General features: G+C 50.4%; 12 protein-coding genes. 8 read left to right on the forward strand and 4 right to left on the reverse strand.

Going from position 1 to position 20315, the window contains the following annotated elements:
- The first annotated feature begins 67 nt into the window (after positions 1-67).
- The 7 genes from ACFSW8_RS16140 to ACFSW8_RS16170 all read left to right on the forward strand — a co-directional run bounded on the left by ACFSW8_RS16140 (position 68) and on the right by ACFSW8_RS16170 (position 12057).
- On the forward strand, positions 68-2641 hold the full coding sequence (locus ACFSW8_RS16140) for an Amuc_1098 family type IV pilus outer membrane protein (protein WP_377178772.1): 2574 nt from the start codon (positions 68-70) through the stop codon (positions 2639-2641).
- 75 nt (positions 2642-2716) lie between these two features.
- Positions 2717-3316, forward strand: coding sequence for a dephospho-CoA kinase (coaE, locus tag ACFSW8_RS16145; protein ID WP_377088717.1), 600 nt, complete (start codon positions 2717-2719; stop codon positions 3314-3316).
- The gene (gene rho, locus ACFSW8_RS16150) at positions 3313-4689 is read left to right on the forward strand and encodes a transcription termination factor Rho (RefSeq protein WP_377088718.1); all 1377 of its coding nucleotides are present in this window, start codon (positions 3313-3315) and stop codon (positions 4687-4689) included. Before coaE ends, rho begins: the two co-directional genes overlap by 4 nt.
- A gap of 44 nt (positions 4690-4733) precedes the next feature.
- The gene (locus tag ACFSW8_RS16155) at positions 4734-5783 is read left to right on the forward strand and encodes a ribonuclease D (RefSeq protein WP_377088719.1); all 1050 of its coding nucleotides are present in this window, start codon (positions 4734-4736) and stop codon (positions 5781-5783) included.
- Positions 5784-5925: 142 nt separating this feature from the next.
- Complete coding sequence (gene gyrB / locus ACFSW8_RS16160; RefSeq protein WP_377088720.1) at positions 5926-8481, forward strand: DNA topoisomerase (ATP-hydrolyzing) subunit B; 2556 nt, start codon at positions 5926-5928, stop codon at positions 8479-8481.
- Between the two features lie 31 nt (positions 8482-8512).
- Complete coding sequence (gene gyrA / locus ACFSW8_RS16165; protein WP_377088721.1) at positions 8513-11116, forward strand: DNA gyrase subunit A; 2604 nt, start codon at positions 8513-8515, stop codon at positions 11114-11116.
- Positions 11117-11364: 248 nt separating this feature from the next.
- A complete protein-coding gene (locus ACFSW8_RS16170; protein ID WP_377178774.1) occupies positions 11365-12057 on the forward strand; it encodes a PEP-CTERM sorting domain-containing protein in 693 nt (230 codons plus the stop codon).
- A gap of 175 nt (positions 12058-12232) precedes the next feature.
- Here ACFSW8_RS16170 and ACFSW8_RS16175 read toward each other — a convergent pair whose 3' ends face one another.
- The 3 genes from ACFSW8_RS16175 to ACFSW8_RS16185 all read right to left on the reverse strand — a co-directional run bounded on the left by ACFSW8_RS16175 (position 12233) and on the right by ACFSW8_RS16185 (position 14991).
- On the reverse strand, positions 12233-12895 hold the full coding sequence (locus ACFSW8_RS16175) for a PEP-CTERM sorting domain-containing protein (RefSeq protein WP_377088725.1): 663 nt from the start codon (positions 12893-12895) through the stop codon (positions 12233-12235).
- Between the two features lie 84 nt (positions 12896-12979).
- Positions 12980-14431, reverse strand: coding sequence for a hypothetical protein (locus tag ACFSW8_RS16180; RefSeq protein ID WP_377088726.1), 1452 nt, complete (start codon positions 14429-14431; stop codon positions 12980-12982).
- Positions 14428-14991, reverse strand: coding sequence for a sigma-70 family RNA polymerase sigma factor (locus ACFSW8_RS16185; RefSeq protein ID WP_377178776.1), 564 nt, complete (start codon positions 14989-14991; stop codon positions 14428-14430). The genes ACFSW8_RS16180 and ACFSW8_RS16185 overlap by 4 nt, the downstream gene beginning before the upstream one ends.
- Positions 14992-15160: 169 nt before the next feature.
- Between ACFSW8_RS16185 and ACFSW8_RS16190 the strand changes: the two genes are divergently transcribed.
- Positions 15161-16579: a hypothetical protein gene (locus tag ACFSW8_RS16190; protein WP_377088728.1), complete on the forward strand. Its 1419-nt coding sequence runs from the start codon at positions 15161-15163 to the stop codon at positions 16577-16579.
- A gap of 268 nt (positions 16580-16847) precedes the next feature.
- Here the strand turns inward: ACFSW8_RS16190 and ACFSW8_RS16195 are convergent, their stop codons facing one another.
- Complete coding sequence (locus ACFSW8_RS16195) at positions 16848-20285, reverse strand: GMC oxidoreductase (RefSeq protein ID WP_377088730.1); 3438 nt, start codon at positions 20283-20285, stop codon at positions 16848-16850.
- Positions 20286-20315 lie beyond the last annotated feature (30 nt).

Genomic DNA, 20315 nt, shown 5'->3' on the forward strand with positions numbered 1-20315 from the left:
AATTTGCAGAATTCTGAAAAAAGTGCTTCACAAGCCCCCTAAAATTAGAAGAACCTACCCACCAATCATGGAAAAAATACCTACGCATCGTTCCAGTCGCACCGCAGCCATGCTGATGGCGGCGGCTGCTGTTATGCCGCTAGCATCCCATGTCGCACAGGCGCAATCATTAGTCCAACAGGAGATTGCTCGACGTGCTGCACAGGTGCAAGAAGCGGATGCCGCATTACTTGAAGGCCGAAAGCAATATGCTGAAGGAAAGTACGAAGAAGCTGTAGCGGAGTATCGCAAAGCGCTAAATCTTCTTCCTACTGGACCTGCAGTAGCTGATCGTCGTCATGCTTATACTGGTCATCTTGTGGATGGCTCTATCGCACTCAGCACCGCTTACCGTCGTGTAGGACGTTACGCTGAAGCGCGTCAGATCCTATCAGATGTTTTGGCTAAAGACCCGCTTAACAAGGCAGCCAAGCAACAGTTAGAGTACCTTGACGACCCAATTCGTACGAATCCAGTTCTCACATACGAGCACACGCAAGATGCAGAAAAAGTAAGAAAGCATCTCTATCGTGCAGAAGGTTATCACAACCTTGGTAAGTATGATGAAGCGGAAGAAGAGTACAAAGAAATTTTACGTGTAGACCGCTATAACAAGGCGGCTCGCCGCGGCATGGAGAGACTTAATAACATCAAGTCCGATTACTACCGTGCTGCATACGACCAGACACGTGCTGAGTTGTTGATGGAAGTTGACAAGGCGTGGGAGATTGCGGTTGCACCGCGTGTCCAGTGGAATGATGGTCCAACTGGCAACGAGAATATTGAGGTAACAGGTGCATTGTACATCCGTCGTAAGTTGCAGAACATCACACTGCCCGTAGTGGATTTCTCCGATGTGACTGTTGATCAGGCAATTGACATTTTACGTCAGCGTGCACGTGAACTCGATACACTTGAGTTAGACCCACAGAAGAAGGGTGTTAACTTTGTTGTGCGCACACCGACCGTTGTTGGTGCTGCGGCTGATGACGATGGAGCCTCTGAATTTGGTGGTGGAGCCAAGCCGGGATCCAAGACCATTTCTTCACTCCAGTTACGCAATGTTCCTTTGGAAGTTGCAGTGCAGCAGATTTGTGATGTGACTGGACTTCGTTACAAAGTAGAAGACTATGCAGTGGTGCTTCTTCCTGCAACGGACTTTGACGACGCAGAGCTTTACACTCGCACATTCAACGTTCCACCTGATTTCATTACATTGATCAGTGGAAGCGGTGGCGGTGGTGGTGCAGCGAGTGATGACCCATTTGCCGACGAACCAGAAGGTGGCAGTGCATTAGGTCCAACACCTCCAGTAAAAGAATTGCTTGAGAATTCAGGTGTAGCGTTCCCTGATGGAGCTACAGCAAGTTTCTCACGTGCTCGTTCAGTGCTTACTGTTCGTAACACTGCTAACAACTTAGACATTGTTGAAAAGCTTGTTAACGACATCAAGGACCAGAAGCCAAAGCAGATTCGCATGTCCACAAAGTTTGTGGAGATCAACCAAGAGAATACGGACGAGCTCAGCTTCGACTGGATTCTTACGCCTACTCCATTGAACGGCGCAAGCAGCGTGTTCCTTGGCGGTGGTACTAATGGTAACGGATCTCCACGTACAGGGGGTGATTTCCGCAGCCCAGTCAACGGCTTCGCTATCCCAGGTATTCCATCTGACCCGACTCAGGGTGTGACTAACATCATGACTGGAGCTAACCGTTCCGGTGACTATGCGATCACTCGTGATAGTATTGATGCATTCATCAACAACCCTAACCGTGGTATTCAGAACAACAGTGTTGCACCTGGTATTTTATCTTTCACAGGTCTCTTCACTGATGGTCAGGTACAGATGATCATGCGTGGTCTCTCACAGAAGAAGGGTGCTGATGTAATGACAGCTCCGAGCATTGTTGCTCGTTCTGGTGAAAAGGCGACGATCGAGATTATTCGTGAGTTTATTTACCCAACTGAATACGAACCACCAGAACTTCCAAACAACGTAGGAACTACTGCGCTTGGTAACGGTGCTAACGGTGGTCTTACAGGTGGCGCAGTATTCCCGGTGACTCCAGCGACTCCGACAGCGTTCGAGACTCGTAACACAGGTGTGACTCTCGAAGTAGAGCCGACACTTGGTGAAGATGGTTATACTATCGATCTGCGTTTCGCACCTGAGATTGTGGACTTTGAAGGTTTCATCAACTACGGTTCACCGATTCAGACCACAGCGTCTGATGCGCTTGGTAACCCAGTGATCATTACAATTACTGAGAACCGCATCGAGATGCCAGTATTCTCCACACGTCGTGTGAATACCGGTCTCACCATCTATGACGGTCACACAGTGGCAGTTGGTGGATTGATGCGTGAAGACGTGCAGAACGTAGAAGACAAAGTGCCTATACTTGGTGATCTTCCACTTGTTGGACGTCTCTTCCAATCTAAGGCGGAGAACCACATCAAGAGCAACTTGATCATCTTCGTTTCTGTGAACATCATCGATGCAACAGGTAAGTCCGTGCGTAACCCAATGGGTGAGCTGGAGTCAGCTGACGCAGTAGGTGGTGCAGTAGGTGGCGGTGACCTTCTCCCACCACTCTAAGGTTCACAAATTCCATTGATTGATTTACAAGCGGGGTAGCACGATGCGGCTACCCCGCTTTCATTTTTATCTAGCATGCGAGTATTTGGACTAACGGGAGGTATTGCGACTGGGAAGTCGACGGCTGTGAAATATTTCAAGCAATTGGATCCAGAGGTGGTTGTGTTTGATGCAGATGCTTGTGTGAAGGAATTGTATGAGAGGCGGGAGGTGATAGAGGCTATTTCTGCGTTGGCAGGTGGGGAATGCGTAGGTGGGGACGGTCGGTTAGATCGTGATGTTCTTAGGGGGCGATTGTTTGCAGAGTCTGGTTTACGTGAGCAGATTCAGTCGATTGTGCACCCATTGGTGAGAAAAGAATGTCTTGCTAGTTTGGAGAGATCCGCTATGAGTGTGGGGACGTCATCGTTTATTGCGGACGTGCCCCTTTTGTTTGAAGGTGGCTTTGACTTCGGTCAGGATGCAAATCTGGTGGTTGCTGTGCGGCGCGAGACGCAGGTGCAGCGGCTGATAATGCGGAACGGATTCGATGATGTGACTGTTCAGGCCATTCTTGAGGCACAACTTCCCATTTCTGAGAAGCAGAAGTGTGCCGATGTTGTGTTTTGGAACGAAGGTTCCGAGGTGGTGTTACGGTCTCAGATCCAAAGATTTATAGAAAATAAGTACCGATGAGTGAAGAAAACGAAACTCCAGACGCTGAGCAAGAAGAGCTTAAGTTAGACAATGAGGCCACAGTAGAAGAAGTGGCAGAGGCTGCAGCTGAGCCAGCAAAGGAGCCAGTGATTGAGGTGCCAGAGTTTGTTTCAGTCAATGCATTCCGAGACAAGCCCTTGGCGGACTTGCATGAGATTGTTGAGTCTTTACCGATACGGTCACAAGCGACGGCGACAAAATCACAGTTGGTTTTTGATATTTTAAGTTTTTACGCAAAGCACGGCACGGTTTTGGAAGGCGAAGGCTACATGGAGCAGGCGAAGGACAACTATGCGATGCTACGTGACCCGAAGCGTTCATTTAAGACGTCACCAGACGATCTGTACATAGGTGGTGAGTTAATCCGCAATCACGGATTACTTGTCGGGCAAAAGGTGAAAGTCAGGATGCGTGCACCGCGTGGGCGTGATAAGTACTTGTCTGCGATGGAGGTTCTGGAGGTCGAAGGTTTGCCATTGTCTGAGTACACGAAGCCGAAAGATTTCGATAAATTGACTCCTATGTTCCCGAATGAGCGTATCATTCTTGAGAATGGGAAAGAGGGGGGGCTAGGTGTGCGTCTCGTCGATTTGATTGCGCCGCTGGGCAAGGGGCAAAGGGGCTTAATTGTGGCCCCACCGCGTGGAGGAAAGACCATTTTGTTGAAGCAGATTGCAAAGTCGATTCGCGCAAATCATCCAGAAGTCGAGTTGATTGTTTTGTTACTTGATGAACGTCCTGAGGAAGTCACAGATTTTGAAGAAAGTGTGGATGCACATATTTTCAGCTCCACCTTTGATGAGCCAGCACGTCGTCACGCACAGGTTTCTGATTTGGTATTAGAGCGTGCAAAGCGACTCGTGGAGTTAGGTAAGGATGTGGTGTTACTGTTGGATTCTCTGACGCGCTTAGCTCGGGGTCACAACAATGCGCAAAGCAACGGACCTATTGGAAGTGGCGGAGTGAATCCTGCAGCATTGCAGAAATCTCGTAAGTTTTTTGGAGCTGCGCGCAACGTCCAAGAGGGGGGATCGCTTACGATTTTAGCGACAGCTTTGATCGAAACGGAAAGCCGCATGGATGAGGTGATTTTTGAAGAATTTAAGGGTACGGGAAATATGGAAATCCGACTTGATCAGGATTTAGCGGAACGTCGTATCTTCCCTGCCATTCATATTCCGCAGAGTGGAACGCGGAATGATGACCGACTGTATCATCCAGATGAGATGCGTGCGGTGCTAGAGATTCGCCGTGTGGTGGCTGCTTTACCTGTGGGTGACTCTATAACGACTTTGCTAAAGGCACTGGAGAAGACGCAGAATAACACTGAGTTGTTGTTGAAGGGGCTCTAATCTGCTAGATTGAGTCTCACCCCCTTAAAATCAAAGAAGCACAAATGATTCAAACAACTCAAGAACTAGCCGAATTTTTGGATGGCAGTAATGGGGAATTTCACGCCTTGGATACTGAGGCGGACAGTTTGCATTGCTATCACGAGAAGCTTTGTCTGATTCAATACAGTGATGGAGAGCGGCACACTCTAATCGATCCATTAGCGATAGAGGATTTGGAGCCTTTGAAGCAATTGATTCGTAGTTCTGAGATATGGATGCATGGTGCGGATTACGACATCATGTTGATGCGGCGTGATTTGGATGCTGTACCGCCGGTGGTGTGGGATACGCAGATTGCTGCGAGATTGTTAGGGGTGCGTAAGTTTGGTTACGCGAATTTGGTTGAGCATTTTTTGGGGGTTGAATTATCGAAGGGTTCGCAGAAGGCTGACTGGTCGAAGCGACCATTGACGGAGAAGATGATGGAGTACGCAATCAATGATGTATTTTATCTCAAGCCGATGGTGGAGCTTTTATTGAAGCAACTTCGGGAGAAGGGGCGTTACGAATGGTTTGTAGAAAGCTGTGAGCAGGCACGTGCTAAGGTATTGGATCGGCCACAGAGTAAGGAAGATCCTTGGAGGATTCAGGGGGCAGGCAAGCTTAACCCGAAAGGTTTACTATTTCTACGTGCACTTTGGTATTGGCGTGATGCTGAGGCGAGTGATTGGGACAAGCCACCATTCATGGTATGTGGGAACAAGCAATTACTTGGGTGGGTCAATGACATTTGCAATGGGCGCGATATTGAGCTGCCGAAGCATTTTAGAAGTTCTCGTAGGAAGAACTTTTATGCGGCTGTTGAGAAGGCGAAGCAGGTTCCTGAGAACCTCTGGCCGAAAAGGCAGCGTGCGGCGAAACGCCGGATCAAGGATGAGGTATTTGAAAATCGTTGTGCTGAGTTAGCAGCGAAGCGTGATCAGGTGGCTACAGACCTTGATATTGATAGTGCTTTAATCATTTCAAAGGCAGCCATTGAATCGATCGCGGCCAAGGAAGTCGAGCCCGCTGAAATATTGATGGCTTGGCAGTGCCAATTGCTTGATCTTTAGTCCTGAGTGCAGGCTGAAGGTCGGGTGCATTGAGTGGATTTTTTTGGGCATTTTTTTAGCGAAATTGGGAGCTAAAAAAAGTGTCAGAATTGGGCGCTTCTTCCTTGTGTTGTGAGGTGGAAATTATACCTTCTTCACACTCATGTCAGATACGCCTATTGAGCCCGAAGAGGCTGAAACAAATGTTTCCGGAGATCAGGAATATGGCGCCTCTCAAATCGATAAGTTGGAGGGCCTTGAGGCCGTCCGTAAACGTCCCGGTATGTATATCGGTGACCCCGATGTTAGAGGCCTCCACCACTGTGTTTTTGAAGTATTAGATAACTCGATTGATGAGCATCTTGCTGGATATTGTTCTACCATTCACGTTTCACTGCATGTGGATGGATCGATTTCGATTGCAGATGATGGTCGAGGTATTCCGGTAGACGTTCACCCTAAGTTTGGGATTCCAGCGGTTGAGCTGGTACTGACAAGTCTTCACGCAGGTGGTAAGTTTGGCCAGGGGGCGTACAAGTACTCTGGTGGTCTTCACGGTGTGGGTGCAAAGTGTGTGAACGCTCTTTCTGATTGGTTCAAAGCGGAAGTCACACGTGATGGCAAGGTACATCAGATCACATTTGAACGCGGCAAGACGGTGAACCCGCTCGAAGTGGTTGGCGAAGCTCCATCTGACAAGACTGGCACGAAGGTGACTTTCTATCCAGATGCGACGATCTTTGTCGACACGATTGTATTTGAATTTGAGCGTCTTGCGACTCGACTACGCGAGCTGACATTCCTTAACCCAGGTCTGACGATTATTCTTGAGGACGAGCGTCCTGAGAGTGAGAAGAAGGAGACTTTTTATTATGCTAAAGGGATTGAAGAGTTTGTTGTTCAGCTTGGTGAGAACAAAACCACTGTGCATGAGGAACCTGTAGTTCTCACAGGGAAGCGTCAGGTTGAAATCGACTACGACGGCAAGGTTATGGAAGATGACGTTTTTGCGGACGTGGTGTTCCAGTACAACGACAGCTATCAGGACAACATACTTTGTTACGCAAACTCGATCCCTAACGCCGACGGAGGTACTCACCTGACTGGTTTCCGTGGAGCGTTAACGCGTTCTATCAACCAATATGCTAAGGCGAACAAGATTCTTAAGGACAAGGATCCTTCCCTTTCTGGCGATGATGTGCGTGAGGGGATTATCTGTGTGATTTCGGTAAAAATGCCGAATCCTCGCTTCAGCTCTCAGACCAAGGACAAGTTGGTGAATGCGGAGATCGAAGGTGTGGTATCTTCCATTGTTTACGAAGGACTTCAGGCGTACTTCGACGAGAACCCCAATCTCGCAAAGCAGATTATTGATAAGGCAGTCAACGCAGCACGTGCGCGTGAAGCGGCACGTAAGGCACGTGAGACTGTGCGCAAGTCTGTGATGTCTGGCGGTGGTCTTCCCGGTAAGCTCGCCGATTGTTCTGAGCGCGATCCGGCAAAGTCTGAGCTCTACATTGTGGAGGGTGACTCCGCGGGTGGTTCTGCCAAGTCTGGCCGAAATCGTATCAACCAAGCGATCCTACCATTGCGTGGTAAGGTGATCAACGTTGAGAAGGCGCGTCTGCACAAGGCGCTGCAGAATAAGGAAATTCAAGCGATGATCACAGCGATCGGTGCGGGTATCGGTGAAGGAGACCAAGAAGGTGCCTTCAATATCGAGAAAGTTCGCTACCAGAAAATCGTGATCATGACGGATGCTGATGTGGATGGATCTCACATTCGAACACTGCTTCTCACTTTCTTCTGTCGTCACATGCCTGAGCTTGTGAAGGCGGGTTACCTCTACATTGCGCAGCCACCCTTGTATAAGATCACACGTAAGAAGCGTGAAGAATACATTGCTGACGATGCGGCCCTGAATACCATTCTCATTGAGCTTGGCTCCGAGGATGTGAAGCTTGTGAAAGACGGTGTGGAAGCTGTGAATGATGCAGAAGTGCTGCGTTCTGTGCTGGATTCACTCGCACAACTCAAGCGTTTCACCAGCACACTCGAAGGACATGGTGGAAGTTTCCGTGATTTGTTAGAAGCTGAGCAAGATGGGCATCTGCCTGAATTTCTTGTGCGTGTACGTCAAGGGAACGAAGAATTCATCCACTATCTTAACACAGAAAAAGAGCTTCTCGAGTTCGCCGCAGAGAACCGCGATCTTCGTCTCTTCGGTGAAGAACTCACGGAGGAAGAAGAAGCTGAATACAAAGAGAAGTTTGAAGGTGTGCAGCGTCGCGCGATGAAGCACGAGTTGCATGAAGCGACAGCGATCCAGAAGATTCTCGCTCGTATTGAAGAGCTTGGTGTGCCGGCGCATCCTTTCTATTCTGATGACAAGCCGTTGTTCCAACTTGTTGAAGGTAACGACGATGATGGCGAAGCTGTTCCTGTCTTTAACCTCTTCGACCTTCTTGATTCGGTGCTTGAGATTGGACGTCGCGGGATGCGTATCCAGCGATTCAAGGGTCTGGGTGAGATGAATGCAAAAGAGCTTTATAACACGACAATGGATCCTGAGAAACGTCAGTTCCTCCGTGTACGACTCGATGAAGAAAATGCGATCGAAGCAGACAAGATGTTTGATGTTCTCATGGGAGACATCGTTGAGCCGCGTAAGCGCTTCATTGAAGATAACGCGCTGAATGTACGTAATTTGGATGTCTAACAACCGCTACTAACAACTTAATTTTTTAACGATGAACGATTCAATTAAGCCGATCAACGTGGCGGAGGAGATGTCTAACTCCTTCTTGGAGTACTCCATGTCCGTGATCATTTCTCGTGCATTGCCAGATGCACGCGACGGTCTCAAGCCATCGCAGCGACGCATTCTTTACGCGATGCTCAACGATCTATCGCTTTCACCTAACAAGGCTCACTTGAAGTGTGCGCGTATTGTTGGTGACACGATGGGTAAGTACCACCCGCACGGTGATAGCTCGATCTACACGACACTGGTGAACATGGCTCAGCCATGGACGATGCGTGAGACTCTGGTCGATGGTCAGGGTAACTTTGGTTCGGTGGAAGGCGATGCCGCTGCGGCGATGCGATACACTGAGGCCCGCCTTACGCACATGGGTACGGCGATGATGACTGACCTTGAGAAGGAAACAGTCGACCTCACTCCGACTTACGATGAGACGCGAGACGAACCAGTAGTGCTACCGGCAGCGATTCCTAACCTCCTGATCAATGGTGGTACGGGTATTGCGGTGGGTATGGCGACTAACATCCCTGCTCACAACATGGGCGAGGTGATTGATGGTGTCTGTGCGCGTATCGACAATCCTCAGATCACGATCGAGGAAATGAAGCAGTACATCAAAGGTCCAGACTTTGCGTCTGCCTGTGAGATTCGCGGCTTCAAGGGCATTGATTCCTACTTCCGCACTGGTCGAGGCAGCGTGAAAATGCGCGGCACAATGGAAGTCGAAGAAAAGGCTTCTGGCACTTCTGTGATTACCATCACTCAGGTTCCTCATGGTGTGAACCGTGCGGTACTCCAGCAGCGTATTGCTGAGCTTGTTAGGGAAAAAATCCTCACTGACATTTCAGGGATGCGTGACCTCTCTGATGAGGAAACACGCATTGAGATCACTCTGAAGCGTGAAGCGCGCCCGCAGGTGGTGATGAACCAGATCTACAAGCTCACCTCAATGGAGACATCCTTTGGTGTGAACATGCTTGCGATTCACGAGCGTCGTCCGAAGCAGCTTTCTGTGATTGATGCACTCGATGCCTTCATCGAGCACCGCCGTGATGTGGTGATGCGTCGTACGCGTTATTTGCTCAAGAAAGCAGAAGCTCGCGCAGAAAACCTCGAAGCCTTCTTGCTCGCTCTTGGTCACCTCGATGACTTCATCAAGATCATCCGTGATTCTAAGAACCGTGAAGATGCGAAGACGCGCCTCAAGGCGTACGACTTCCCAGCCTCCACAGCGGAGCAGCTAGGTATTCTCATTCGCAACCAGGCAAGTATCGTCAATGACCGCTACATTTTCACTGAGCGTCAGGTGAATGCGATTCTTGAACTTCGCCTCTACCAGCTTACAGGTATGGAGCAGGACAAGGTGAAGGTGGAGTACGATAAGCTTCTCGAAGAGATTAAAGACTTCCTCGACATCCTCGGTTCTGAAGCGCGTGTTCTCGACATCATCAAGACTGAGCTTCTCGAGATTAAAGAAAAGCATGCGACTCCACGCCGTTGCCCAATCCTTCCTGACGAAGGTGAGATCGCGATCGAAGATCTTATTGCCAATGAAGGCATGATCGTGACCCTGTCAAACAAAGGTTACATCAAGCGTACCCCGAGTGCTGAGTACCGGGTGCAGGCACGTGGTGGTAAGGGAGTGAAAGGCATGGAGACGAAGAATAAGAACGACGATGAAATGGATTTCGTCGAACATCTCTTCTCTGCGCAGGCACACGATTACCTCATGTTCTTCACGAACACCGGTCGGGTATTTGTCGAGCGCGTGTATGGACTTCCAGAAGGCTCTCGTGCATCCAAAGGTCGCTCTATCAAGAACGTGCTCAACTTGCAGCCTGACGAAACTGTGGCGGCCACACTTCGACTTGAGCGTCAGCTCGACGAAGATGGCAACGACATCACTCTCGCAGTCGAAGACAAGTTTGTCCTCTTCGCGACTCGCTCTGGCAAGGTGAAGAAGACAGCATTGGCTGACTTCAAGAACTACCGCAAGGACGGTATTATCGCGATCAAACTTGATGAAGGAAACTCCCTCATTGATGTGCGCGTGACCACCGGCGACGACGAAGTGATTCTGGTGACTCGCAAAGGTCTCTCACTCCGCTTCACTGAAGACCAGGCGCGTGCGCAAGGTCGTGCGACAGCTGGTGTGGCAGGAATCAAGCCAGTGGGCGACGACTACGTGGTCGGCATGGCGATCGTCAATGACGAGGGGACACTCCTTGTAGCCTCCGAAAATGGTATCGGTAAGCGTTCACCGTTCGCAGACTACCGTTCTCAGTCTCGTGGTGGTAAGGGTATCATTACCATGAAGTGTAATGAGAAAACCGGTGAAGTTGCTGGCGCTGTGATGGTACTACCAGAAGACGAGTTGATGCTCATGACTTCTGATGGCCAGTCGATCCGTATACGCTGTGCGGACATCCGCGAAGCGGGCCGTAACACCTCTGGTGTGAAGCTTGTGACCATGGGTGAAGGCGTGAAACTGCAGGACATTGCTCGCGTTGTACCTGATGATGAAGAGGAGCTCGAAGAAGGCGAGGAGGGTGCGGAAGCATCTGCATCTGAAGAAGCGTCAGAAGAGTAAATCGCGTTCTCATTTTTCTAAAGCCCTGTGATTTTCAGAGAAATCACAGGGCTTTTTTTATCGTTGAATTGAGGGGATTTAGTAGCGGGTGGAAAAAAATGCACTTTTTTTGATCAACTGTGATTGGGCGAGTGACTTAGACGGTGACAGCATCATTTTTCTGAGCGTTCCATGGATGTGGGCTACCAGTTGAAGGTAGGAGGCGTTTGGAGAATGGCTGTGCACAAGCATTCAAAAATACCTCAATTATGAAAAAAACACTCACATTGTTGGCCTGTATTGCGCCTGTCATAGGGGCACAAGGGGCCACACTTTATACTATTGGGCGAACGGCTGAAGCCACAGAGAACTACAGTTATCTCGATCTGGGTTTTCAGTTGAACAACTCGGTGAACGAGACGACGGTCGACGATATCTCGGCATCGGCGGATGGTGTGGCATTCACGTTTTCAATCACTCTTACGAGTGCAAATAGTAGCGAGAATTTGAATTATTCGGGAAACACGAGTACGGCGTCGAACGAGAAAATTTCTTCAGGAGGTTCTGCCACATTCAATGGCAACGGGGATGGAGTTATTGTAACGATCAGCAACATCACGTCGCTTGATTCCAATTTCAAAGTCAACCTGGATTCCTTTGGAGGTTTGGCATTAGGTAATTTTCAATCGAATCAAGGCAGCCGAGCTGCGGATCAGGCTGATGTTAATGGGGTCGTTTACCCAACGAATTCGATTGCGGGTCCATTGGCTGGTCCATCGTTCACGTTAACTACCGTTACGCCGCCTACGAGCAGTCATGTTGATGGGCCGAACCAGAGCTCCACGAGCTTTAGTTTGACTAAGTTTGACGTCACGTTTTCTGCTCAGGCTGTACCAGAGCCAAGCACGACAGCTTTGTTAGGCCTAGGTGGCTTGGCGTTGATTATGCGTCGCCGCAAGTAAGATTTCGAGCTGGCACCGCCATCGTGTGTAGGAACGCCGCCAGCGAGAATAAATAGGGCCCTTCCTACTTGTTGGGAGGAAGGGAACGGTAAGGACAAAAAAGCGGGAGCTGTGCACTGCTCCCGCTTTTTTAGTTTTGGATCATGATGTGGGCTGCCAGCAGCCTCGGGGGGGATTATCTCCGTCGGCGAAGGAGGAGGCTTAGTCCTGCGATGCCGATGAGTGAGCTGATGCTAGGTTCGGGTACCGCGGTGGCTGTGACTGAGATGTTATCGATATAGCTTGTAGTGAGCCAGTTGTTGCCACTATTGGCGGTTTGGGTGACACGCAGAGCGATGGTGTCTCCAGCGAGGCTAGCAGCTGTGTTATCGTAGGTGAGGTTCACTTGGCTGGAATGGTCATCAGCGCTCCAGATGTCGATGCCAGTGGAGCTTGGGTTAGAGAAATCGAAGGTGCTGGTTGCGAGTGTGGTATTGTCGCTTAGGTTCTCGATGGAGAAAGTGATTTGAAAGAGTGTGCTGGCGGCGTAGGAGCGAAAGCCAGCATCAAAAAGTACGGTGAAAGAACCGTAGCTGTCGGCAGTAGCTTCAGTGGTGAGGAAGGATTGCTGGATGGTACTGCCGGCACCACGAGATTGAGAGGCAAGCACGGTGTCTAGTCCAAGAGCTTGGGAGTTGCCATCATTATGGGTGTACCAGTTGGAGAAATGTTGAGCTTCGAAGTAGGTCCACGCGCCGGTGTTGGTTTCGAAATCGCTATCGGCGAGGGTTAGAGTGGCAGCTGTGAGTGGTTGGAAACAGAGGGCGGTACCAAGTGAGTAGAGGAATGTTTTTTTCATAGTTATCGGATGCTAGAGATGGAATCATCTTCAGGAGGAGCAGTCCGATAGTGGGGAAATGCTGACCGAAAAAATGCCACAAAATTAGGGAACTTTATGGGCGTTTCGGTAGGGTTCATTGACAAAGATAAGGGTATTAGGGTCTCGTAGGATGTGGTCTTCAAAGGCATTGCGGTGGGGGATCCATACTTTCATGACGCCATCTTCTACGATCCAATGGGATTTTTTAAAGCCAGGTTTGAGTCGGCCATTTTCAAAGAGTTCAATCGACCCATCGGGGTGGAGGGTGCGTTCCCATGATGAGCCATTGTGATCGTAGCGCCAGGTGCCGATGAAATCGTTCTTGCTGGCATTGAAGGCTAATCCTTCCTCGAGGAGCAGAATGCCCTCGGTTGAGATAGAGGAATTGGATTTATCTAGGGGGCTGAAATCTATTTTTAGTTGCCAATAGCCGCGTTGGTATTGGTCCTCTGGGATGCTGAAGTTGTAGATGTTGTTGGATGTGCGGTTGAGTGTGCCGACGGTAGCGAGGTGGTTGTCTTGGCTGATGAGTACGCCATCTCGCCAGATGCTGGCTGAAGTAATTTTGATGGCATCTTGCCCCTGCATCCACTTGATGACGGTTCGGAAGTCACCGGGCTTCCAAACAAGGTGGCTGATATCGAAAGTTTTTGTGACCGGTGTGTGTGAGGTGATGTGCCATGAGAATTCGCGGGAGGGGACATGGCGGATGAACTTGGAGCGCTCAAAGGGGATTGAATCGATTTGCGTTGGGTTTGAGATATGCTGTCGGAGGGCGTGGTCTTGGGTGATGGTGGAGACGGTTTGACTGCCCTCTGGGTGTAGTTCAACGAGTCCTTTGAAAACTCCGACTGAGAGTTCACCATTTTGGGTGAGTTCCATGCCAAATTCGGTGCCTAAGTCGACGACTTTCCCCATGGAGTAATCGACAGTGTAGCCTTCGGCCCCTCTGGGGACGTTAGCGACACATTTGCCATAATCGAGTTTGCCAGCATTTGGACCAGTGACTTGGTAGCTCGCGGGCCCTTCGATGGTGACTTGCACCCCAGATTGGTGGGTGAGTTCGATAAGGCCGGATTCGAAGACAATTTTTCGGATATTGTGGAGTGAGTCGGCTGGTTGGGCCCAGCGCACTCCGAGAATGCTGGTGATGGAGGCGTTGGGGGCTGGAGAGTGAGAGTCGACGGAGGGAGGGGGAGTGGTGGCTAGTGTTGGAGTTGGGTGTTGGCCGATTTTGAAGCCTAGGATAAAGGTGAGGATGGCTATGGCAGCTGCGCTGATAGGTAGCCATAGGGAGAGGGGTGGTTTAGGCTCTTCTAACAGGTCCAGGATGTCAGCTTGTTCGAGGGCAGAGGGGAGGTGGCTATCGAGTTCGACGAGGTTGAGGTAATGGGAGCGGGCTTCGGGGTCCTGGAGGAGGTGGTCGAGCTGTTGGGTTTGTTGGGAGCTCAATGGCGTGTCGGTTAGGATGAGGTCGACGAGGTGCTGAAGTTGCGTGCGTTGTTTGGCATTCATGCTAGGTGTTGCGCGAGGTGTTTTTCGATACAGGCCTTGAGGGTGGCTCTGACACGGGAGATAGCCTTGTGTAGGGCACTGGGTTCTCGACTGACGGCTTTAGCGATGGCGGTGAGAGATTTTCCTTCGACGTAATGTTGGCGTAGGAGGAGTCGTTCTTTGGCGTTGAGTTTTTGGATGCAATGCGTGAGGGATTGCATGCGGTCATTGGAGCTCTCAAGTAAGGAGCTGGCATCGAGGGAGAGTTGCTCGAGTGTTTCTTCGGAGAGATTGACAAAGCCACGGCGTTGGCGGTCTCGGACGTGGCTCATGACGGAGAAGTAGGCGATCTTGAATGCCCAAGCTTTAAAATTTGAGCCGAGTTGGAAGTCGGATTTTTTTTGGATAATCGAGTGGTTGGTTTCTTGGAGGATATCATCGACATCTGAGCGGTTGCTCATGAGGGAGGTGATGTAAGCCCGGAGTGAGGCTTGGGATTGTTCCAGCAAGGTTTCTGGGTCATGCGGGTCGACCACTTTGAGGGTGGAAGAGGGAGGAGGGATGGAGTGTGAGTGTGGCATGAATTGGGAATCGCATCTGGCACAGTCCGCAGATCGAGGAATGCTGACATAATAATTATGATTTGTCAGTAAAGCTCGCAGCAAGGAGTGGATTCTTTTAGAGGCGTGGGTGGATGATTTGTCCGTAAACGAGGCTGGCTATGTGAGTTTGAGGGAGTAATTTGAAGGCATGAGAGGACATTGGACTTGGTTAGCGGGGTGTGGTGTATTTGTGCTTATTTGTGTGGCGATGTTATTTGTCAGTGAAGGCTATCAGTTTGGTAGTGCAAAGGGGGGGGCGGGATTTGTGAAGTCGCAGAAGTCACTCCATTTTTCTGATGGTGAGAGCATTGAGGTTTTGCAGTTTGGGTTGGGTGAGGTGGTCGATGGGAAGGCGAGTGTGGGTGGTGGATTTTTTGGTGGAGGCAGCTCGAGTGGCAGTAGTGGTAATGGGGGGAGCACTGTGGCGTATGCGAAAAGGGATGGTGTTCTGGAGGAGCTCACATTTCGGGCGTCTAATCCGGGGGCCTTGGTCATGGAGGTGCAGAGGGGGCGACCCAGGTTACAGATGCCCTACCTCCACTATAATGACTATGTGTATGAGATGTCGGGGGGAGGAAGTCGGCTTGAGAAATTTGTCGGGGCCGAAGCTGTGATGGCTGGAGCCACTGGGCCAGGAGTTCCTGACTATGTTTTTCAGGTGCGTGCTAGCAATGGCGAGTGGCTCGACGGCTATCAATCGGAGTGGAGTGACGAGGATCCCGAGCGTAGATTCGCGGTGATTTTTCGATCATGGCCTCGAGGGCAGAAGTTGCTAGATTTTCGGGTTTTGAAGAGTGGTGGTGAAGTGAGAGAGTTTTCTCATTCGAATCCTACTCCGAGCACTGTGAAGACCTGGAGTGCTCAGAGTGTGCCAGCTAAGTATAGTGATGCCGAATGTGAATGTGTGTTAGAGTCTGTAGAATACCGTGATGTTGTGGGAAAAGGAGTGAAGCTGATTGCCGACTTTAGTCAGCAATCGAAGATTATGGTAGGTGGTAAAAGTGTGTTAGATGCTTACACATCGACGCTTGAGAAGGTGGAAGGGAATGTTGGGAGTTTGGGGGAGTATGCGGATCCAGCGAATAGGGTATTTCGTTTATCCTATCGATTAGACCCTTCTGATAGTTATCCATACAGTCGTACAGGAGCGGTAGTGCTTGCTCGGGCGGAAGTCGGAGCTAAGGGGGCGCTACAGTCAGTGAAGACGAACAGCTCCATTCTACCTGTGACGAAGTTTTCGACAGCGCGTCAGTCTGACGGGTATCAATTCGAGGTAGATTTTCACTGGAAGAATGCGGCGAGCATGCAGCGGACAAGGAAGGCTTTGGGAGTAGGTGACTGGGAAGAGGCTGTGGCCTGTGTCTTTATTGATGGATCAACTCATGCTTCTGGTGAGGTACGCTCCCAAGGTGGTGGGTCTTCAAGTTCAGGCTACAATGTCGAAGCAAATCAGCATTGGTACTATGAGGGGGAATTAAAAACTGGGCAGGTCATTGAGTTTGCTCTCGTGACGCCTGTGCCGAGTAAGCATGTGGAGTTTGTGGTTGGCCGAGAGGGGCAGAAGTAGAAGTATTAGAAAAAACTCAGCCCACTCACAGTGTGTTGTGAGCGGGCTGAGCTGCACCGTTTCCATCATGTTGTGCAAGAATTGTCACGATGATTTGTTAGGCTTGGTGTGTTAGTAGTCCAGTATTTGCTGTTAGTCCAGAAATAAAGGAATCCTATATTTTTGAATGGTTTGTGGGTCTTGCGGAGATTTTTTCTAAACAAAACCTAACTATCACCATTTCTGAAATGGGATAAAGAAATGGTGAATACGTTAGATTGATGGTGGTTTAAGTGGTGGCAGTGAGTGATCTGTTAGCGAGTTTTGCGCCACGTTCGAGTCCCGCTAGGATTGTTGGGTAGACATCGTGGACGGCATTTTTACCGAAGATACAATCGATGTGGCCGTATTCTGGGATAACGTGGCGTTCGTAGAGGTCTGGATCATTGGCATTTCTGAGGTATTCGAAGGTGAGTTCGGTACTTTCAGGGAGGTAGCATTGATTTTTGGCGCCACTGATGAAGGTAATGGGGATGGCCATACGTTCAGGGTGTGGGAGGTAGATGTCATCACCATTGAAGGCGGTGACATAGCCTTTTCTGACCATGGTTGATAGGTGTTCGAATTGTTCGATATTTCCGACTCCGAAGAGTTCATGGAGGTTTTCGTGCAGCGTCTCGTTGAGTTGTTGGTGTTCGTAGAGGAGGCTGTAGAGGAAGGTGATGCGGTGGCACACTGGGTTATGGCAATGTTGGCTGCTGCCCACTGGGTAGAGTTTGAGTGCCTGATCAATGAGTTTATTTTTCCAATTTGCATCGCTACTGGTGTAGGCGGTGAGGGTGTCGACCCCGAGGAGGTTGAGCACTTCTGCGGTGTGGAGTCCGGTTTTGAGGTTGGTCATGAAGGGGGCCTTCATGTGGGCGGAGACTTGGGAGATGACCGCTGAGTTCACCCCTTCGAGGCCGTTGAGCATAGACATGGTCCAAGTGGCGGCTCCGTAGCAATGGACGACAACTTGGATACTTTCTTTCTCGGTGAGTTCTCTGACTTTTGCGACTGCTGCTGGGTAGTCGTATTTAGCGACATCATCTCCAGTAGATTCCTCGGCAGCGAGCTGTGGGAGTTCGATACTGCAGCGGAAATCTAGGAGCCAGACATCATATTCGTGAGCGCAGAGGTATTCTAGGAGGTTTGTATCGATTAGGTCTGTGGAGAAGATGGATGAGGCGACTCCGAGGCCATGTGAGCACATGACGGTATTTTTATTACCTGCATTGTAGCGGGTGAGGCGGAGGGTTTTACCGTCGGCGGTTTGGAAGGGGTAGACCTCAGGAGCGGGTGCTCGGAGGGGGCGTTTTTGACGCGGTGGGGCATCGGGGTTGAAGTACTCGAGAGGAGCGGCAACGCCACCGTAAATATCCCAGAGTGTGCCTGCGAAGAATTTTCCGAAGCGCGTGAGTGCTTCAAGGCGTTGTTCGAGGGAGTCGGCGTGGGTGACTTTCATGGTGGTCATTTGGACCATGAAGTCTTTTGGAGCGATATGGAGGATTCCGCGTCCTAGGAGGTTGCCGTTGGCATTTTCCCCTTCATAGATGGAGGAATAGAGCGTGGAGGTATCGTGCCAGATATCGAGGAAGCCGTCGGCGCGGATTTCCTTATAGCCATGGAAGAAGTAGGTATGGCCGGTTTCGGAAGTGGCGCACATGGAGTAGGTCATGTGGCGGGTTTCGACTTCATTTTTGACTTCATTGAAGAGTTGGAAGACGCCGTCGGTGACGGTGAGGGGTTCAGGTGATAGCGCGGGAGCGGTGAGGGTGCCAGAGATACGAGCTGGGTGTGCGGGCGTATCGATCAGAGTATCGAGGTCGTCGGAGTCAATTTGTAAGGTAAACTCGATGCGGGTATCACCTTCTTTGCCGATGTTGTAGCCCTCTTGGAATTCGGTGCTCCCGGGGTTCCAGAACCCTTTCATGGTTTCGGTGAATTCGATACCGAGTTTTGGCACATAGCTTTGTTGGGTAGGAGCTGAGGGGAGTTGGTAAGAGAGTGGCCATCCCTGAGCTTCGCATAGGTAACGCATGTTCCGCTCAGAAATGGCCGAAATGGTGAAGAGTGGGTTCACGCCGAGGGAGGTCGGGATGACTGATCCATCGGTGATATAGAGTCCCTCGTGGAGGTCAGTTCCTGAGGCTCCAGCAAAGACTTGTCCGCGGTCATTGACGACACCTTTTGAGGCGTCTTCGCCCATGATACAGCCACCGAGCGGGTGGACTGAGATGAGGGCTTTATCGAAGAGTTTGGTCCAGATTGGGTTTTTGATGAAGGTGCCATCGAGGGCAAGGGCGCAGCGTTTGAGGAAGTCATTGACGCGTTTGAAGACGTCTTCTCTTCCATAGCCGGGCCAGTTGAGTACCATGCGGTCGTTGTCGAGAGTCATTTGGCCGTCACCATCGTCATGGGACATGACGAGATAGGTTTGGGTGTGTGCCATAGCTCCGTGGTGGGCACCGCGGAGAAGGCTGTCGAGTTTGCGTGCTTCTTCTTTGAGTTCGTTAGGGAAGGATTCATTTTCGTCCTCACCGATCGTTTTAGCGAGAGCGGAGAAAATGGATGGGAGGCCTGGGGCCAGGGCGCCGGGGATGGAGCCTTCTTCTACGACCATGCCATCGAGGTAGTTTTCAGCAGTTTTTCGAGTGTCTGTTAGGGTGGTGATACAAGGGCCACATGGGTTTTTGGGATCTACTTTGTGGGTGCCGTATCCGACGCCGTTGACGCGATCTTTTCCGTTATAGGAGAAGCCGAGGACATCGCCATTACCTGAGAAGCGTTTTCCAACCATTGGGGAGCAATCGAGACCATGGGCTTTTGTGCGCAGCATGATTTCGGTGGAACCTAGGGTTCCTGCGGAGAGGATGACGGTTTCGGCTTTTACGAACTGGGTGGGGGCATCGAATCGGCCTCTGCCGGATTGCAGTGGTTGGAAGTGCACGAGCCAACTGCCCTCTGTTTTTTCGAGATACTTGACGGAGCATTCTGTGAAGATTTTTGCACCGTGGTTCCAAGCATCTGGAAGGTAGTTCATCTGGGTGGTATTTTTTGCGAGGTTATTACAACCTGAGACGCAGTCACCGCAGTTATTACATGCTTTTTGTTCCACTCCGACGTGGTTGACGCCATCTTGGAAGGTGACGTTGATCGGGGGGAGAGAGAAGGGCTGTTGGGTCGCTTCGGCGGCGACTTTGGCAGCTTCTAACTTTTTGAGAGGTGGGAAGTTTTCTGGGTAGGGATTGGGCTTGAGCATTTCTTCTGCCCGCTTGAAGCCATCAGCGAGGCGGGTGTCGCGATCATCGAGTAAGCCTTTTGGCCAGAGCTCTGGGGTAAAGACGCGCGGATCAGCATGGAGGGAGACGTTGGCATTGATAAGGGAGGTGCCACCCAGTCCGCAACCGACGAGTACCTGCACATCTTTGTGGAGGTGAAAATTGTAGAGACCTACTGAGGATCCGACCTTTTTTTCGGGGAGGTCGAGCTGCATGTTTTCAGCAGCTTTGACGTCGGTGTTAGGGAACTCGCCAGGTATCCATTCTTTGCCGCGTTCAAGTAGGCAAACTTTTTTTCCAGCTCTTGAGAGACGGGATGCGGCAATACCGCCGCCATAACCGGATCCAACGACAACGACGTCGTAGCTTTCCTCGATAAGTTCTACGGGTGTGGAGATTCTGTTCATGAGATTTTTTCTGAGAGAGTGTTAGGTTGT

The sequence above is a fragment of the Rubritalea tangerina genome (genome assembly GCF_042683245.1).
In the GTDB taxonomy this organism is placed as follows: Bacteria; Verrucomicrobiota; Verrucomicrobiia; order Verrucomicrobiales; family Akkermansiaceae; genus Rubritalea; species Rubritalea tangerina.

Coding starts and splice junctions, on each gene's coding strand:
- ACFSW8_RS16155 (WP_377088719.1), top strand. CDS start 4,734: ATGATTCAAACAACTCAAGAACTAGCCGAATTTTTGGATGGCAGTAAT.
- ACFSW8_RS16180 (WP_377088726.1), bottom strand. CDS start 14,431: ATGAATGCCAAACAACGCACGCAACTTCAGCACCTCGTCGACCTCATC.
- ACFSW8_RS16195 (WP_377088730.1), bottom strand. CDS start 20,285: ATGAACAGAATCTCCACACCCGTAGAACTTATCGAGGAAAGCTACGAC.
- coaE (WP_377088717.1), top strand. CDS start 2,717: ATGCGAGTATTTGGACTAACGGGAGGTATTGCGACTGGGAAGTCGACG.
- ACFSW8_RS16185 (WP_377178776.1), bottom strand. CDS start 14,991: ATGCCACACTCACACTCCATCCCTCCTCCCTCTTCCACCCTCAAAGTG.
- gyrA (WP_377088721.1), top strand. CDS start 8,513: ATGAACGATTCAATTAAGCCGATCAACGTGGCGGAGGAGATGTCTAAC.
- rho (WP_377088718.1), top strand. CDS start 3,313: ATGAGTGAAGAAAACGAAACTCCAGACGCTGAGCAAGAAGAGCTTAAG.
- ACFSW8_RS16170 (WP_377178774.1), top strand. CDS start 11,365: ATGAAAAAAACACTCACATTGTTGGCCTGTATTGCGCCTGTCATAGGG.
- ACFSW8_RS16140 (WP_377178772.1), top strand. CDS start 68: ATGGAAAAAATACCTACGCATCGTTCCAGTCGCACCGCAGCCATGCTG.
- ACFSW8_RS16190 (WP_377088728.1), top strand. CDS start 15,161: ATGAGAGGACATTGGACTTGGTTAGCGGGGTGTGGTGTATTTGTGCTT.
- ACFSW8_RS16175 (WP_377088725.1), bottom strand. CDS start 12,895: ATGAAAAAAACATTCCTCTACTCACTTGGTACCGCCCTCTGTTTCCAA.
- gyrB (WP_377088720.1), top strand. CDS start 5,926: ATGTCAGATACGCCTATTGAGCCCGAAGAGGCTGAAACAAATGTTTCC.